17 protein-coding genes are annotated in these 13,930 nt (G+C 71.7%); 10 read left to right on the forward strand and 7 right to left on the reverse strand.

Annotated elements, in window-relative coordinates; translation table 11 throughout:
* Positions 1–7: 7 nt before the first annotated feature.
* A complete protein-coding gene (locus ACZ6Z8_RS29640; protein WP_465613093.1) occupies positions 8–526 on the reverse strand; it encodes a GNAT family N-acetyltransferase in 519 nt (172 codons plus the stop codon).
* A gap of 293 nt (positions 527–819) precedes the next feature.
* Between ACZ6Z8_RS29640 and ACZ6Z8_RS29645 the strand changes: the two genes are divergently transcribed.
* Positions 820–1,266 (forward strand): tetratricopeptide repeat protein, encoded by a 447-nt coding sequence (locus ACZ6Z8_RS29645; RefSeq protein ID WP_465613094.1) that lies wholly within the window; start codon positions 820–822, stop codon positions 1,264–1,266.
* A 553-nt stretch (positions 1,267–1,819) separates the two neighbouring features.
* Here the strand turns inward: ACZ6Z8_RS29645 and ACZ6Z8_RS29650 are convergent.
* Entirely contained in the window at positions 1,820–2,401 is a 582-nt protein-coding gene (locus ACZ6Z8_RS29650) for a TetR/AcrR family transcriptional regulator (protein ID WP_465613095.1), read from the reverse strand.
* Positions 2,402–2,477: 76 nt separating this feature from the next.
* Between ACZ6Z8_RS29650 and ACZ6Z8_RS29655 the strand changes: the two genes are divergently transcribed.
* A complete protein-coding gene (locus ACZ6Z8_RS29655) occupies positions 2,478–2,804 on the forward strand; it encodes a rhodanese-like domain-containing protein (protein WP_465613096.1) in 327 nt (108 codons plus the stop codon).
* Positions 2,805–2,940: 136 nt separating this feature from the next.
* On the opposite strand, the gene ACZ6Z8_RS29660 is transcribed toward ACZ6Z8_RS29655, so the two are convergent.
* On the reverse strand, positions 2,941–3,531 hold the full coding sequence (locus ACZ6Z8_RS29660) for a CGNR zinc finger domain-containing protein (protein WP_465613097.1): 591 nt from the start codon (positions 3,529–3,531) through the stop codon (positions 2,941–2,943).
* Between the two features lie 101 nt (positions 3,532–3,632).
* On the opposite strand from ACZ6Z8_RS29660, the gene ACZ6Z8_RS29665 reads away from it, so the two are divergent.
* Positions 3,633–4,949 (forward strand): MFS transporter, encoded by a 1,317-nt coding sequence (locus ACZ6Z8_RS29665; protein WP_465613098.1) that lies wholly within the window; start codon positions 3,633–3,635, stop codon positions 4,947–4,949.
* A gap of 229 nt (positions 4,950–5,178) precedes the next feature.
* Here the strand turns inward: ACZ6Z8_RS29665 and ACZ6Z8_RS29670 are convergent, their stop codons facing one another.
* On the reverse strand, positions 5,179–6,429 hold the full coding sequence (locus tag ACZ6Z8_RS29670; RefSeq protein ID WP_465613099.1) for a beta-ketoacyl-[acyl-carrier-protein] synthase family protein: 1,251 nt from the start codon (positions 6,427–6,429) through the stop codon (positions 5,179–5,181).
* Positions 6,430–6,494: 65 nt separating this feature from the next.
* Here ACZ6Z8_RS29670 and ACZ6Z8_RS29675 point away from each other — a divergent pair, with 65 nt between their 5' ends.
* The 3 genes from ACZ6Z8_RS29675 (at position 6,495) to ACZ6Z8_RS29685 (ending at position 8,529) form a co-directional block, all read left to right on the forward strand.
* Entirely contained in the window at positions 6,495–7,139 is a 645-nt protein-coding gene (locus tag ACZ6Z8_RS29675; RefSeq protein ID WP_465613101.1) for a TetR/AcrR family transcriptional regulator, read from the forward strand.
* 269 nt (positions 7,140–7,408) lie between these two features.
* Complete coding sequence (locus ACZ6Z8_RS29680; RefSeq protein ID WP_465613102.1) at positions 7,409–8,014, forward strand: thioredoxin family protein; 606 nt, start codon at positions 7,409–7,411, stop codon at positions 8,012–8,014.
* Positions 8,011–8,529, forward strand: coding sequence for a hypothetical protein (locus ACZ6Z8_RS29685; RefSeq protein WP_465613103.1), 519 nt, complete (start codon positions 8,011–8,013; stop codon positions 8,527–8,529). Before ACZ6Z8_RS29680 ends, ACZ6Z8_RS29685 begins: the two co-directional genes overlap by 4 nt.
* A gap of 324 nt (positions 8,530–8,853) precedes the next feature.
* Here ACZ6Z8_RS29685 and ACZ6Z8_RS29690 read toward each other — a convergent pair whose 3' ends face one another.
* Positions 8,854–9,234, reverse strand: coding sequence for a winged helix-turn-helix transcriptional regulator (locus ACZ6Z8_RS29690; RefSeq protein ID WP_465613104.1), 381 nt, complete (start codon positions 9,232–9,234; stop codon positions 8,854–8,856).
* A gap of 90 nt (positions 9,235–9,324) precedes the next feature.
* On the opposite strand from ACZ6Z8_RS29690, the gene ACZ6Z8_RS29695 reads away from it, so the two are divergent.
* Positions 9,325–10,254, forward strand: coding sequence for an NADP-dependent oxidoreductase (locus ACZ6Z8_RS29695; RefSeq protein WP_465613105.1), 930 nt, complete (start codon positions 9,325–9,327; stop codon positions 10,252–10,254).
* Between the two features lie 83 nt (positions 10,255–10,337).
* On the opposite strand, the gene ACZ6Z8_RS29700 is transcribed toward ACZ6Z8_RS29695, so the two are convergent.
* Together ACZ6Z8_RS29700 and ACZ6Z8_RS29705 are read right to left on the reverse strand one after the other, a co-directional pair.
* Positions 10,338–11,024: an NAD(P)H-binding protein gene (locus tag ACZ6Z8_RS29700; protein WP_465613106.1), complete on the reverse strand. Its 687-nt coding sequence runs from the start codon at positions 11,022–11,024 to the stop codon at positions 10,338–10,340.
* A 301-nt stretch (positions 11,025–11,325) separates the two neighbouring features.
* Positions 11,326–11,997: a hypothetical protein gene (locus ACZ6Z8_RS29705; RefSeq protein WP_465613107.1), complete on the reverse strand. Its 672-nt coding sequence runs from the start codon at positions 11,995–11,997 to the stop codon at positions 11,326–11,328.
* A 203-nt stretch (positions 11,998–12,200) separates the two neighbouring features.
* On the opposite strand from ACZ6Z8_RS29705, the gene ACZ6Z8_RS29710 reads away from it, so the two are divergent.
* The 3 genes from ACZ6Z8_RS29710 to ACZ6Z8_RS29720 all read left to right on the forward strand — a co-directional run.
* Positions 12,201–12,749 carry a TetR/AcrR family transcriptional regulator gene (locus tag ACZ6Z8_RS29710; protein WP_465613108.1) on the forward strand — a complete coding sequence of 183 codons (549 nt, stop codon included), beginning with the start codon at positions 12,201–12,203 and terminating at the stop codon, positions 12,747–12,749.
* Between the two features lie 28 nt (positions 12,750–12,777).
* Positions 12,778–13,131: a hypothetical protein gene (locus ACZ6Z8_RS29715; protein WP_465613109.1), complete on the forward strand. Its 354-nt coding sequence runs from the start codon at positions 12,778–12,780 to the stop codon at positions 13,129–13,131.
* Positions 13,132–13,207: 76 nt separating this feature from the next.
* On the forward strand, positions 13,208–13,930 hold a 723-nt coding region (locus ACZ6Z8_RS29720; RefSeq protein WP_465613110.1), incomplete at its 3' end, for a serine aminopeptidase domain-containing protein.

Here is a 13,930-nt window from a genome sequence, read left to right on the forward strand (position 1 = left end):
CGCTGCTTCAGCCGACCGGCAGGTCACGGCGGTAGCGGAATTTGGTGATCGGCACCCCGTCGCCGGATTCGCGCAGCACGGTGCCGTCGTGCGTCCAGCCCTGGCCCTGGTAGAAGGACCGGGCACGCAGGTTGTCCTCAAGGACCCACAGCGACGCCGACCTGAACCCCGCCTCGGCCATGGTCGTCAGTGTCCGCGCCATCAAGGTCTTGCCGATCCCGGTACCCCACACCTCGGGCAGCGTGTAGAGGGCGCCGATCATCGACACGGTCGCAGGGTCGTCGTCCAGGTCCTCGGTCGGATAGAACCGCGAGTATCCGACCGGCCGGACCTCACCGTCGACTGCCGCCTCGGCCACCAGCGTTCCGGAGGAAGGCCAGTTCGCGCCGGCCAGCTTCTCCTTCCAGGAGTTGCTGATCCGATCGACGTCCAGCCCGGCCAGGTACTCCGCGGGCAGCAACCCGGCGAAGGCCGCCCGCCAGGAGGTGGTCTCGACCACCGCGAGACCCGCCACGTCTGCCGGCACAGCCGGCCGCACATGCCCTGCCAAAATGCTCGAACCCCCGTCACCTCGTCGCTTCCGCGCGCCGCACCCTAGTCGCGCGTGCCGCCCCGCGCCAGCGATATACGGCCGTGCGACCGCCCCGCCGGCGGCGGCCTGTGCACCGGGCATGTTTTCCCGCCGATCATTCTGACGGCCCGATACCGCCGGCATGGCAACCGGGCGATACGTCACGACCGGACAAACCCTGCCTGATGCGGCACTAGGCTTCGCAGGAGCCCGATGACGCGCAGCTCCGAGCCATGAAAGGGACGGCCGTGCAACTGCCCGACGAGGTCCACGCCGAGATCACCGAACTGTGTCAGGAGGGTGACGCCCTGACCGGAATGGGAGAGTTCGACGAGGCCAAGCTCCGCTACATCGAAGCCCTCCAGCTGCTGCCGGGCGATCCCCGTGACTGGGCGGCCTCGACCTGGATATACGTCGCGATCGGAGACGTGCACTTCCGATGCGGTGTTCACGACAAGGCCTACAAGTGCTTCCACAACGCCGTTCAGTGCCCTGACGGACTCGGCAATCCGTACATCCACCTTCGGTTGGGCCAGACCACCTTCGAGCTGGGCGACCACGACCGAGCTGCGGATGAGCTGATCAGGGCCTACATGGGTGGCGGATCCGAAATCTTCGAAGAGGACGACCCCAAGTACCTCAAGTTCCTCCAGTCCCGTGCGGACCTGAACCACACCAGCAACGCAGGCTCCTGACACCTCATCGTTGGCGGGCCGCCGGGGCCGCCGGGGCCGCCGGGGCCGACGCAGGCCACCCGGCGGCAACCATGGGGACGCCTGGCATTCGGCCTCCGCCTCGACACCCGGCCGGCCTGACCCGTCCACGCACCCCTACCAGCAGCACTGCTACGGGAGCCAGGAGGTGAGCGGGTCATGGCACTGGGACACGTCCGGCTGCTCCGCGCACTCCTGGAAGGCGCGTTCCGCAGGCAGTCGGGACAACGCGAGCATGACGAGAGGCGCCGCCGCGACAACCACCACCGCGCCCACCAGAACGATTCTGATGGCTCGGTGCAGGGCGTTGCCCTTCCGGCCCGGCATGACCCGCCGGGGAGTCCCCGCCGCCACGGGCGGGGTGTGCGCCTCTCTCACGGACACAGGATAGGCCAGGGAGCGGTGGCCGAACGGCGGAAGCGGAACCCCGCTACCCCGCCGCGCCCTGCCAGTGCGCTGATCGCGGGTACCGGTCGGGTGCGATGAACTGCGCCGTCGAGGAGTCGGTCGAGGTCCCCGGCCGGCGGGGTGGTTGTTACGTCACGGCCCGGACGAGGCGGAGCAGGCCGGCGCGCATCCGCTGTTCGCCGAGTTCCGGCAGGAGGGCGGCGACGTGCTCGGCTCCCAGGGCGGCGAGCAGGGCGTGGGCGGTGTCGTCGGGGTCGGGTGTGCCGGCGAGCAGGATCGCCACGTGTCGGTGCCAGAACCGGTAGGCCCCGATCCTGTACCGGGCTCCGGGGCTGGAGGTCTCGGACATCCGGACCAGCGCCAGGTGTTCCAGCAGGTAGTCGAAGTAGGCGTTGACGAACGCGGTGAGGCGTTCGTCGGCCGGAGCCCCGGGGCCGAGCGGGGGAGGGCCGTGCAGGACCGCTTCCTGCAGCACGCGCTCGCGGGCGTCCAGGAGCGCGGTGGCCAGCCCGGACTTGTCTCCGAACCGGCGGAAGAGGGTCCCCTTGCCGACGCCGGCGGCTGCGGCGACCTGATCCATGGACACCGCCTCGACGCCGTGCTGGGCGAACAGCCTGGCGGCCGCCTCCAGCACCGCGGCCCGGTTCCGGGCCGCGTCCGCCCGCTCCTTGGGCGGCGTCGTCCGCAGCAGTTCCAGCGGAATCGGCATTGCAGAACCGGACCGCAGTCCGTTATCGTCGTGAGTCATAAGTGGACTGTAGTCCGATTCCCTTGGAGGTAGTGGCATGACCCCCCTCATCACCCGCGACGAGCTGGCGGCGGCGATAGAAGGCGGCACCGTGACCGTCGTGGATGCCCTCGGCGGCGAGTACTACGCCCAACAGCACCTGCCCGGCGCTGTGGCGCTGGTCCTGGCCGACGTCGACGCCCAGGCGGCCACCGTGCTCCCCGATCGCGACGCCGCGATCGTCACCTACTGCTCCAACCCTGCGTGCCCCAACAGCGGACAGGTCGCCGACCGGCTCATCGCCCTCGGCTACACCAACGTGCGCAAGTACCGGGAGGGCATCCAGGACTGGGTCGAGGCCGGACTTCCCACCGCCGCCGCCTGACCTCCGTCCTCGTGGCGGGTGGCGCAGGCCGCCCTGAGGCCCTCCCGGACGCCCGGGAGGGCCGTAGCCGTGTTCCGGGAGGGCCCTGCACGACCCGGAGGCCTACCTGGCCCGCGCAACGGGCCGTTCGCGTGCGCTACGCCGAGTGGCCGCGCTGGCGGTGGTAGTGGCGGGCGGCGCGGGCGCGGTTGCCGCAGCCCGAGCCGCACCACTGGCGGCGCGGGTGGTCCTTGACGAAGAACTGGACGCAGCCCGGGCCGTGACAAGCCCGCAGGTCGGCGGCGAGCGGGCCGGTGAGCAGGGCGGCGGTGTCGTGGGCCAGGGCGCCGAGCGCGGCCGGGACGGGGGCGCGGTCGGTGCGCCGGCTGACGGCGTACCCCGTGGCGTCGGCGGCGAGGACCGGCCAGTGCGGGGCCGCGGCCGACGCCTCGTTGATCCGTTCGACGTCGGCGGCGGGCGCCGGCTCGCCGTCGACGAAGGCGTGCAGGACGGCGCGGATCGCATCGCGCAGCGCCCGGAACTGCGCCAGGTCGGCCTCGCCTACCGCCGCCCCGGGGGCGCCCGCGCCGGCCGCATCGGCGTTGACGGCGAGCCAGGCGGTGAGATCGTCCGGGGCGTTGAGGGTGTCGCGGACCTTGCCGCGGGTGGCGACCAGCGTGTTCGCGAACCTGACGGCGAGCGGCGGGGCGGACCCGGCCGGGGCCTTCGAAGCGGTGGAGGAAACCATGACCTAATGATAGCTACCACTTGCAACCATTAGGTCCTGCTGCCATGATTCTAACGGTTGCCGACGCAGCAACCGTCAGAAACGACTTGGGGGGACCACGCATGACCGCGACAGTGACCGAGCCCGGCCCGCAGACGCAGAGCCGTGCGGCGGACGAGCAGCCGCCGGCTCCGGCTGAGGCCTCGCTGTGGCGGAACCGGGACTTCCTCAAGTTCTGGTCCGGCGAGTCGCTCTCCCTGCTCGGCACCCAGGTCACCACCCTCGCCCTTCCGCTCACCGCCGTGATCTCCTTCGGCGCCACCCCGGAGCAGGTCGGACTGCTGCGCTTCCTCCAGCTCGTCCCGTACCTCGCCCTGGCCCTGGTGTTCGGCGTCCTGGTCGACCGGATGCGGCGCCGGCGCGTCATGCTGCTGGCCAACGGCGCCAGGATGGTGCTCATCGGCCTGATCCCGCTGCTGGCCGTCACCCACCACCTCGATCTGCCGGTGCTGCTCACGCTCGCCTGTGCGATCGGCGTCTTCTCCGTCCTGTTCGACGTCAGCTGGATGTCCTTCGTCCCGACCCTGGTGAAGGATCCGCAGCGCTACGTCGAGGCCAACCAGAAGCTCGGCGTCACCTCCTCCACCGCCGACGTCGCCGGACCGGGCCTGGCGGGCGTACTGGTCGGCGCCCTGAGCGCGCCGGTCGCGCTGCTGGTGGACGCCTTCTCCTACCTGGTCTCACTCGTGACACTGCTGCTGATCCGCACGCCCGAGCCGCACCCCGAGGTGCCCGCGCAGGGACGCAACCTCGGGCGGGAACTGGCCGAGGGGCTGCGCTGGGTCTTCGGCGACCGCGTCCTGCGCCCGCTCGCCCTGCTGGCGCCGTTCTGCAACTTCTCGATGGTCTCGGTGTGGACGGTGTTCGTGCTCTACGCGGTGCGCGACCAGGGGCTGACACCCACCGCGATCGGCGTCGTCTTCTCCGCGTCCTCGGTCGGCGGCCTGGTCGGCGCGGCCCTGTCCGGACGGATCGTCAAGCGGTTCCGCCTGGGCACGGTCTACGCGGTGTCGATGACGGCGATCTTCACCAGCCCCCTTCTGCTCCCGTTCGCGGACGCCTCCAAGCCGGTGATGACGGCCCTGTTTGTCGGCTCGTTCTTCATCAGCTACCTGGGCCTCGGCGTGGCCGGCGTGGTGATGGTCAGCCTGCGCCAGACGCTGACGCCCAAGCCGCTGATGGGCCGGATGAACGCGGCCTTCCGGACCCTGCTGTTCGGCGGCGGCTCGCTGGGTGGCCTGCTCGGCGGCGTCATCGGCGGAGCGCTGGGACTGCGCGAGGGCCTCGCCGCGATCGCCGTCGGCTCGGCCCTGATGCTCGTCCCGCTGGCCGTCTCCCCCGTCAGCCGGCTGCGCCACCTGCCGCCGCCCGCCATCTGATCCGTCCGGCACCCGGACCACCGGGGTCGACCGGCCCGCTCGGGGGAGGGGCCGGTCGACCCCGGTCAGCGCTTGGTGATCCGCCGGCCGGACCGGGCAACGAAATCCGGTCGGCGGCAGGCTTCTCGGCTCTGTTCTCCCGGAGCCCTTTCGCCATTTCGCCGTGTCACCGTGTCGCCGTGTCGCCGTGTCGCCGGTTCTACGGTGCGTCCGCGTCGGTCATGTGTCGTCAGGCCGTACGGGACGCGTGGTGCCGCGTGCCGGTGACGATGAGCGACACGTTCTGCCCCCCGAAGCCGAAGGAGTTGGTGAGCACGGCCTCCTGGGGGACGTCTCGCCGCTCTGCGACGACATCGAGGTCGATGTCGGGACCGACGCCGGCCTCGGTGAGGTTGCGGGTCGGTGGGATGACACCGTGCTCCACACTGAGGACGGCGATGAGTGCTTCGATCGCGCCGGCCGCGCCGAAGAGATGACCGAGCGCGGCCTTGGGCGCCGTCACGGTGGCGCGGCCGAAGACCTCCCTGATCGCGCGTGCCTCGGCGACGTCGCCGACCGGAGTTCCGGTGGCGTGGGCGTTGATGTGGCTGATCCGCTCGGGAGCCAGACCGGCTTGCGCGAGGGCCTTGCGCATGGCGGAGATCTGACCGGCGCCGTCGGGGGCGGGCGCCGTGATGTGGTGGGCGTCGGCGGCGATGCCGGCGCCCGCGAGCACCGCGTGGACGCGCGCGCCTCGGGCGCCGGCGTGCTCGGCGCTTTCGAGCACCATGACAGCGGCGCCTTCGCTGAGGACGAATCCGCTGCGGTCGGCGGCGAACGGCCGTGACGCCGAGGCGGGTTCGGCGGTGTGCCTCGACAGTGCCTGTGCCTGGGCGAAGCTGGCGACGGTGATCGGGGTGGTCGCGGCCTCGCTCCCGCCCGCGATGACCACGTCCGCCTCGCCGGCACGAATGAGCCTGGCTCCCAAAGCGATCGCCTCGGCACCGGAGGAGCACGCCGAGACGGGCGTGTAGACGCCGGCCCGTGCGCCGTATTCGATGCTGATCAGCGCTGCCGCCGCATTGGGCATGAGCATCGGGACCGTGCGCGGCGAGACGCGCCGGGTCCCGGCCGCTTCCAGCACGTCGTCCTCCTTCAGCAGCGTCCCTATCCCGCCGATGCCCGTGCCGATCGCCGAGGCGAGCCGGTCCGGGTCCACCTCCGGGGCGCCGGCGTCGGCCCAGGCTTCGGCCGCCGCGATGAAGGCCGCCTGCTGCGAGCGGTCGAGCCGCCTGGCCTGTACCGGCGGCAGCAACTCGGCGGGGTCGATCACCATCGTCCCCGCGACGGTGTCGGGAAGACGGACGTCCTCGTGGCCGCGCAGGACGCCCCCGCGGATGCCCGACTCGCCGGCGAGCAGGGCCTCCCAGGTGGACGCCACGTCTGCCCCGAGCGGTGTGATCGCGCCGAGTCCGGTCACGACGACTTCAGTCCTGTGCATGCCCCTCAACCTTTCTTGTATGCGATACAAACGAACGCCCCTGTTGTATCACATACAATTTCGTTGTGGAGAAGAAGCGAACCGAGGATCGATCAACGCCGGCTCGGTCGCGTGACCGCGGTCGCGCGACGAGACGTCGGCTGATCGAGGCAACCGCACGGCTCTGCAAGGAACGGCCCGGCGCTGACGTGAGCGTCGCGGAGATCGCGAACGCGGCAGGCGTCTTCCCCAATCAGGTCACCTACCACTTCGGCTCCAAGGACTCGCTCCTCGTGCACGCCGCCTTCCTCGGCCTGCTGCACGACGCCCGACGGATCGAACGCATCGGTCGCCAAGCCCCCGATGCGGCGACGTTCCGGCGCAACATCGCCCGCGCCGTACTGGCCATGCCCTCCCTCCCGTCGGTCACGCGAGCGCTCGCCGCCGGGATCTCCAAGCCCGAACTCGCCTCCGTGGTCGACCGGCACCTCCAGTTGCTGTTCCGGCAGTCCGAGCGTTTCGTGAGCCAACTCGTCGACAGTCGCGGCTGGAGGACCCGTCGACCGCTCAACGTGGAAGCCAGGACGTTCTGGAGCACCGCGCTCGGCGCAGTGCTGCTCGTCCGGGCCGGGGCACACGGCACCGCCGACGACCTCGACCTCGCCGGAGCACTGACCATCCACGACGAACCCGATCCCGGTGACGTAGCCGGTGCCAGGCGCTCGATGTAGGAGTCCTCGCTCTCGGGCTTTCGGATCCGCCACCCTCTGGTGGCAGCGTGGGCTCCGCGCGCCCGCCCTGCCTCGCCGGCGCCGCCGCCCAGGGCGGCGCCCAGGACGGCGGCCAGCCCCTCCTCGGCCGCGGAGTGCCTCGTCGCGGCGGGATCGACGCCCCGGTGGGCGGCGCTACGGCGGCGGCGTGCCGAACAGGGGGACGGCACCGCCGGAGGCTGTGGCCCCGCTATCCTCCCTGGGTCAGTGATCGACATCGGGGGGAACTCATGCGGCAGCGCCGCGCTCTGCTTGCCAGTGCTGTCCTGGCGACCGTACTCACCGCGGGCTGCGGCTCGGGCGGCAGCGCCACGGGCGGGGCCGCTGACGCAACCGGGACGCCCCCTACTGCTGCGCCGACCGGGACGGCCACCGCAGTTGCTGCGCCCGCGAGTTCCGCGCCGACGGGCTCGGCGAGTGCCGGCGCCGGGGCCGGGAAGCTGCCGGACGGGTACGACCCGAACCGGGACGCCGCGGCCGATCTGAAGGCGGCGCTCGCCCTGTCGGCCGACGATCAGCGGCCGGTGCTGATCGACTTCGGGGCCAACTGGTGCCCCGACTGCAAGGTGCTCGACAAGCTGTTCCGCTCAGAGCAGGTCGCCCCGCTACTGCGGGACGACTACCGGGTGGTGGCCGTGGACGTGGGCAGGTTCGACCACAACCTCGACCTGGCGGCCCAGTACGTGGACCTCCAGCTCAGCGGCATTCCCGCGCTGGTGGTGCTCTCCCCGGACGGCGCGGTGCGCACCGCGAGCAACGACGGCGCGTTCTCCAACGCCCGCAGCATGACCGCGAACACGGTCGCCACCTACCTCAAGCGCTGGTCGCAGAAGTGAGTCCGGCTGGGCGGCCCCGCGCAGGGGCGGCGGTCGCAACACTGCTGCTGCTCGGGGCGGCGGGCTGCGCCGCGGACCCGGCGCCGGCGGCCGCCCCCGCCGCCAGCTACAGCGGCGGTGGGGTCACAGTCGCCGTGCGGCTTGAGGCCGGGGAGGGCGGCCGGCAACTGCTCAGCGCCACCTTCACCCCCGAGCAGGCCGGGTTCCACCTGTACAGCGTTGACCTGCCGGCCGGCGGGGTCGACGGGCTCGGCCTGCCGACCCGGCTGACGGTGCGCGGCGGCCTGGCCGCGGACGGCGTCGCCCGGGCCGATCGTCCGCTGCGTACGGTCAGCCCCTTGGGCCTCGGCGTGGAACTGCCGGTCTACCCCGACGGTGCGGTCACCGTCACTCTCCCGGTCCGCCGATCCGACGGGGGGCCGGCTGAGGCGGTGGTCGGCTTCGGCGCGTGCAGTGAGCAACGCTGCCTGATCCCCGTCACCGACCAGGTCATCCCCCTCGGTCCAATCGGCTGACACGGGCGGTCGGCCCGGTTTTGTTCGAGTCGGTCGGCGCCATCAGGCGTTGCTGGACGGCGAAGCCGTCGAAGCCTCGGCCCAGGGCCTCGACCGGGAGCGTCATCTGTACGGACGCGCCGTTCTCGGGTCCGACGTGGACGGTGCCGCCCGCGTCGGACGGGGCGTCGTCATGCCGCGTGAGCGGGCGGCCGCGGGCCCCGCCGACCAGGCCTTCCGGCCCGGGAGCCGGCCGGGCAGGAGCCGAGCGGCGGTCAGGAACGGGCGCGGCCGGGCTTATACCGAGGAGCGGCCGAGGGGATGCTCAGTGCCCTGGCGGGCGCCTCAGCCGCTACGGGTGACCGGCTCGGGACCGGCGTCGAGCGCATCGAGCACTGCGTCGCCGTTCGCCCTCGCCCACTCGGTCAGCATGTGGATCGGATCGATCAGTGTCTGCCCGAGCGGGGTGAGCTCGTACTCGACGCGGGGCGGCACCTCGGCGTAGGCGTGGCGGCGGACAAGTCCGTGCGCTTCGAGCCGTCGGAGCGTCTGGGTGAGCATCTTGCGGGAGATGCCGCCGATCAGCCCGACCAGTTCGCCATGGCGGACCGGGCCCTTGCTGAGGCCGTAGAGCACGACCACCGTCCACTTGTCGGCGATGAGCTCGACCGCCAGACGCGCCGGACAGTCGGCGAGAAAGGGGTCACCGGGACCGAAGCCGCTCATGGCGCCTAAGGTACCCGCTGGTTCCTGTCGAGTTCATAGCCTGGCTTCTCTGCTCCCCTCCAATCCCCTTCAACCGAAGCCAGGAGAGTCATGCGAGTCATTACCCAGGAGACGCTCGGCGGTCCCGAGGTGCTCACCCTCGTGGATGCGCCCGAGCCCGTGCCCCTCCCGACCGAGGTTCTCGTCCGCGTCAAGGCGATCGGGCTGAACCCGCTGGAGGCGCGTCTGCGCGCCGGCGAGTTCCCGCTGATCGGCCCGCCGCCGTTCGTCCTCGGCTGGGACATCAGCGGGGTGGTCGAGGAGGGGCCGCAGACGTGGCGGTTGAGGCCTGGTGACGAGGTGTTCGGGATGCCGCTGTTCCCGCGGGCGGCCGGCGGGTACGCCGAGGTGGTGTCGGCGCCGGCGGTGCACCTGGTACGCAAGCCGGCGTCGCTCTCGCACGTCGAGGCGGCGGCGCTGCCGCTCGTCGGGCTGACGGCGTGGCAGGGCCTCGTCGACCTCGGCGGCGTGACCGAGGGCAACCGCGTCCTGGTCCACGGCGGTGGCGGTGGGGTCGGCCACGTCGCGATTCAGATCGCGAAAGCGTTCGGCGCGTACGTGATCACGACGGCCAGCGGGAGGAAGCGGAAGTTCGTCGAGGGGTTCGGCGCCGACGAGGTGATCGACTACACGGCGGTCGACTTCACCGAGGCCGTCCGCGACATCGACGTCGTGCTCGACACGATCGGCGGCGACACCGTCGAGCGGTCGCTCGAAGTGCTCCGCCCGGGCGGTCACCTGGTGACGGCGGTCGCCGAGGAGGATTCGGAGCTCATCGCCACGTACGAGGCGGCCGGCATGCGCTTCAGCGGCATCGCGGTCGATCCCGATCCGGTCGCCCTGCGCGGTCTCGTCGAACTCGTCGAACAGGGCAGGCTCCGGGTCCATGTGCAGGAGACGTTCCCGTTCGAGCGCGTCGCCGACGCGCACCGGATGCTTGATGGCGGTCACCTCCAGGGCAAGCTCGTCCTCACCGTCTGATCCCGTCGTTTGGCCTCGCGCGAGCACCGGCGGCTAGCCGGATCTCCAGGGCCCAGCCGCAGGTGCACTCGGCGCGGCCCGCCTCAGGCCGGGTTCTGAGTGGACGGGGTGAGCCGGGCGACGGCCTCGGCCACGGGAGTGGAACCGGTGACGAGTTCCAGAAGCGGCGGGTCGGTGGCGGGCACGGCCAGCAGGGCGGTGAGGACGGCGGCGGCGTCGGCCCGGTCGATCTCGCCCGGACCGGTGCTGCCGGCGAGGCGCACCCTGCCGGTGCCGGGACCGTCGCGGAACCAGGCCGGCCGTACCACCGTGCAGTTCAGGGCGCCGCGGGCGAGCAGGTTCTCGTCGGCCCTGCCCCGTGCGCGCAGGAAGGTCTCCACGAGCGGGTCGGCCGGGTAGGACCTGGTCGGACTCGCCCCCATCGCCGAGAGCATGACGAAGCGGCGCACCCCGGCGGTCTGGGCCGCGTCGGCGAAAGCGATGATCGCGTCGTGGTCGACCGGGTTGGGCTGCCCGGGGGCATTGCCGAGTCCTGCTCCTGCGGCGTAGAGGACCGCCCGGACGTCGCCCGCTTCGGCGATCAGTGCCGCGAGGCGGTCGGGGCCGGCCGTCGCGAGGTCCGCGACGATGGGCCGCGCTCCTGCGGCACGGACGCCGTCGGCGTGCTCGGGGCGCCGGACGAGGCCGTGCACCTTCAGGCCCCGTTCGGACAGCAGGCGGGAGACGAGCAGGGCGACCCTGCCGTGACCGCCCGCGATGACTACCGTCATGCCACCGAGCGTAGCGACGCGTGGTGCACGCAGGGACCTGAGGTGAGCCGCGTAGCCGTCCGCCTGCTGCCGTCGGACGAGCACCGCCCGGACGGGCCGCAGCAGCACCCCGGTGGGCCTCCCGGCGTGTTCCGGCGCAGCCCCGCCGTCGGGCGGCAAGGGCCGACGTTGCGATGAGGCCGGGCGAGAAGCCGGCGCAACCCGGCTCGGGGGCGGGCCCGGTGCCGGGGCTCGATCGGCGGGAAGACAGCCGGGGACCGCACCGGAATGCGGCTCGACACGCGGTCCCTCGGGCCGGTCGTCAGCGGTGTGACCAGTACGGGTCGTCGGCGGTCGGGGGCACCACGGTCAGCTGGTGCCAGTAGTCGTCCAACCGTTGGCCGGGCCGGGCCGGGTTCTTGCCGTACACCTCGGTGCCCGCGTAGTGGACTCCGTCCATGGAGGCCTGGAGGCTCACCCCCGGCGTGTCCATCTCCAGGGTGACGAGAACGCCGTCGGGCGAGGTCGCGGAGATCTGGCGCTCGTCGGTCGGGAAGGTGTCGGTGTTGGCGCCGACGAAGTTCTGGAACTTGCCCACCGTGTAGCCGTGCGCCGTCCAGTACTGGGCGAGCTGGTCGGCGAGGGCCTTGTACTTCGACCGGTCGATCCGGGCCTGGAGCGACCACATGCGGTAGACGGTGGAGGTCGGCATCGGCTCGCCGTCCCAGTGGTCCGGGTCGCGGACCACCCAGTACCAGCCGTCGGAGTGCGCGACCTGCGGGGTGATGGCGCCGACGGAGCCTTCGAGGGCTCGCTGGATGCTGTCCCGGGCCTTCCTGGCGTCCGTCCCGGGCTTGTCGTGCCGTGCGATCGGCCCGTGACCGTGGTCCCAGGCCCACGCCCCGGTCGCGACCGTGCCGATCAGGAGGAGGGGGAGCACCATGCCGAGGACGACCGGCCACCTGCGGGTCGTGGTGCGGTCACTGGTCTGCATTCGTGTCGTCCCCCGTGTCGGCTGATCTGCTTGCGGTCCTGATCACGACGCTACTGGCGTGCAGTCCTGCGGACCTGAGCACGAGTACTCAGATCTGGGCCGGCCACGCTCCGCTTCTGCTCTTCCCTGCCGGGCGCGACGCCCGGACAGAAAAGGAACGATCGTTCTTGACTAACTGTTCCTCAATTGAATACGGTCCTCCCATGGGACGACCGAGAGGATTCGATGAGGCCGACGTGGTCCGGTCCGCGGCGAAGCTGTTCGCCGTCCGGACCTATGACGGCACATCAGTGGACGACCTGGTGGCACACCTCGGTGTGCACCGGAACAGCCTGTACAAGACGTTCGGGAGCAAACGCGGGCTCTACCTCACCGCCCTGAAGTGGACGGTGGAGCATCAAGTCGCCGGGCTGGCGGCACGGATCGCCGAAACGGGCGGCCGCGCGGAGGGGACGCAGCAGGTCCTCGCTGACGCGGTCACCGGAACGGACCTCGACATGCTCCTGCTGGCGGCAGTCGAACGGGCACCCGTGGACGCCGAGGTGGCACGACTGGTCGGCGAGGCGTTCACCGCCCTGGACCGCGCGGTCGCCACAGCGGCCCCCGGGGGAGGGGACGACGACGCCCCCAGCCTCCCCCTGGCGGCCACTGCCCTGCTCATCGGGCTGCGCACCCGGTCCAGGTCCGGGACGGCCGACGGGGACGACATCCGCTCCGGCGCCGCTCTCGCGCAGCACCTCGGCCGCTCCTGAGACACCCACCCACTGCGAAGGACACACCATGGCACATGTCAGCGTCGACGGCGGCAACCTGATCGTGGAGATCGAGGGACTGGACAAACTCTGGGCGCTCAAGAGCCGCCTGACCATTCCGCTGGCCCACGTGCGCGGCGCCACCGAGGACCCCGGGATCGCCAAGGAGCCCAAGGGGCTCCGGGCGCCCGGCACCCGCGTTCCGGGCGTCGTGACCGCCGGCACCTTCCACATCGACGGCGAACGGATCTTCTGGGACGTCCGCGACCCGGCGAAGGCCGTGGTCATCCAACTGGCCGACGAGCGGTACGCCCGCCTCGTGATCCAGGTCAGCGACCCGCGGGCGACCGTGGCGCTCGTCGAGCACGCCCTGTCGAGGTGACTCCCCCCGCGCGCGGTTTCACGCCGTTGCCCGCGATGACGGCATCGGCGACCACGAGGAAACAACGGAGGGGATCATGACAGCTGAGGCGGTACGCATCAGCAGCAACGACTGTTCACTGGCCGGGACGTTCACCGAGGCAGCCGACCCGGTCGCCGCCGCGCTGTTGATCCCCGGATCCGGCAAGGTGAACCGCGATTCGGACGTACGGCTGCCCGGTGGGCCGATGCTCAGGACCGGAGTCACCCGTGCCGTCGCGGACGCCCTGACCGAGGCCCGGGTGTCGACACTGCGCTACGACAAGCGCGGCGTCGGCGGCAGCGGCGGGGACTTCCTGCGAAGCGGGATGGGCGACGGGCTCGCCGATGCCCAGGCGGCCCTCGCCTGGCTCGCCGACCGGGCCGCCGGACTGCCCCTCCTGGTCATCGGACACAGCGAGGGCGCCTGGTACGCGGCACGGCTCGCCGCCGACGACCACGTGGCCGGAGCGGTCCTGCTCTCCGCCGCCGCACGCCCCGGTGCCGACGTCCTCGCCTGGCAGGCGGACCAGCTGGCCACCAGGCTGCCACTGCCGGTCACACTCCTCCTGCGGGTGATGCGCACGGACGTCCACCGCCTCCAGCGCAGGAACCTTGAGAGGATCACCGCCTCCGACGGCGCCGAGCTACGCCTCCAAGGACAACGGGTGAACGCCCTGTGGACGCGTGACCCACCTGATTCGGGCGCAAGCCCGGTCCTTCAGGGCCGGGATAGCCCGTGCGGCCCGAGGCGCGGAGCGTTCCGGCCTCGGGCCGCAGCG

Source organism: Kitasatospora sp. NPDC101108, assembly GCF_055584725.1.

Coding starts and splice junctions, on each gene's coding strand:
- ACZ6Z8_RS29650 (WP_465613095.1), bottom strand. CDS start 2,401: ATGCCGATTCCGCTGGAACTGCTGCGGACGACGCCGCCCAAGGAGCGG.
- ACZ6Z8_RS29655 (WP_465613096.1), top strand. CDS start 2,478: ATGACCCCCCTCATCACCCGCGACGAGCTGGCGGCGGCGATAGAAGGC.
- ACZ6Z8_RS29660 (WP_465613097.1), bottom strand. CDS start 3,531: ATGGTTTCCTCCACCGCTTCGAAGGCCCCGGCCGGGTCCGCCCCGCCG.
- ACZ6Z8_RS29665 (WP_465613098.1), top strand. CDS start 3,633: ATGACCGCGACAGTGACCGAGCCCGGCCCGCAGACGCAGAGCCGTGCG.
- ACZ6Z8_RS29670 (WP_465613099.1), bottom strand. CDS start 6,429: ATGCACAGGACTGAAGTCGTCGTGACCGGACTCGGCGCGATCACACCG.
- ACZ6Z8_RS29680 (WP_465613102.1), top strand. CDS start 7,409: ATGCGGCAGCGCCGCGCTCTGCTTGCCAGTGCTGTCCTGGCGACCGTA.
- ACZ6Z8_RS29690 (WP_465613104.1), bottom strand. CDS start 9,234: ATGAGCGGCTTCGGTCCCGGTGACCCCTTTCTCGCCGACTGTCCGGCG.
- ACZ6Z8_RS29695 (WP_465613105.1), top strand. CDS start 9,325: ATGCGAGTCATTACCCAGGAGACGCTCGGCGGTCCCGAGGTGCTCACC.
- ACZ6Z8_RS29700 (WP_465613106.1), bottom strand. CDS start 11,024: ATGACGGTAGTCATCGCGGGCGGTCACGGCAGGGTCGCCCTGCTCGTC.
- ACZ6Z8_RS29705 (WP_465613107.1), bottom strand. CDS start 11,997: ATGCAGACCAGTGACCGCACCACGACCCGCAGGTGGCCGGTCGTCCTC.
- ACZ6Z8_RS29710 (WP_465613108.1), top strand. CDS start 12,201: ATGGGACGACCGAGAGGATTCGATGAGGCCGACGTGGTCCGGTCCGCG.
- ACZ6Z8_RS29715 (WP_465613109.1), top strand. CDS start 12,778: ATGGCACATGTCAGCGTCGACGGCGGCAACCTGATCGTGGAGATCGAG.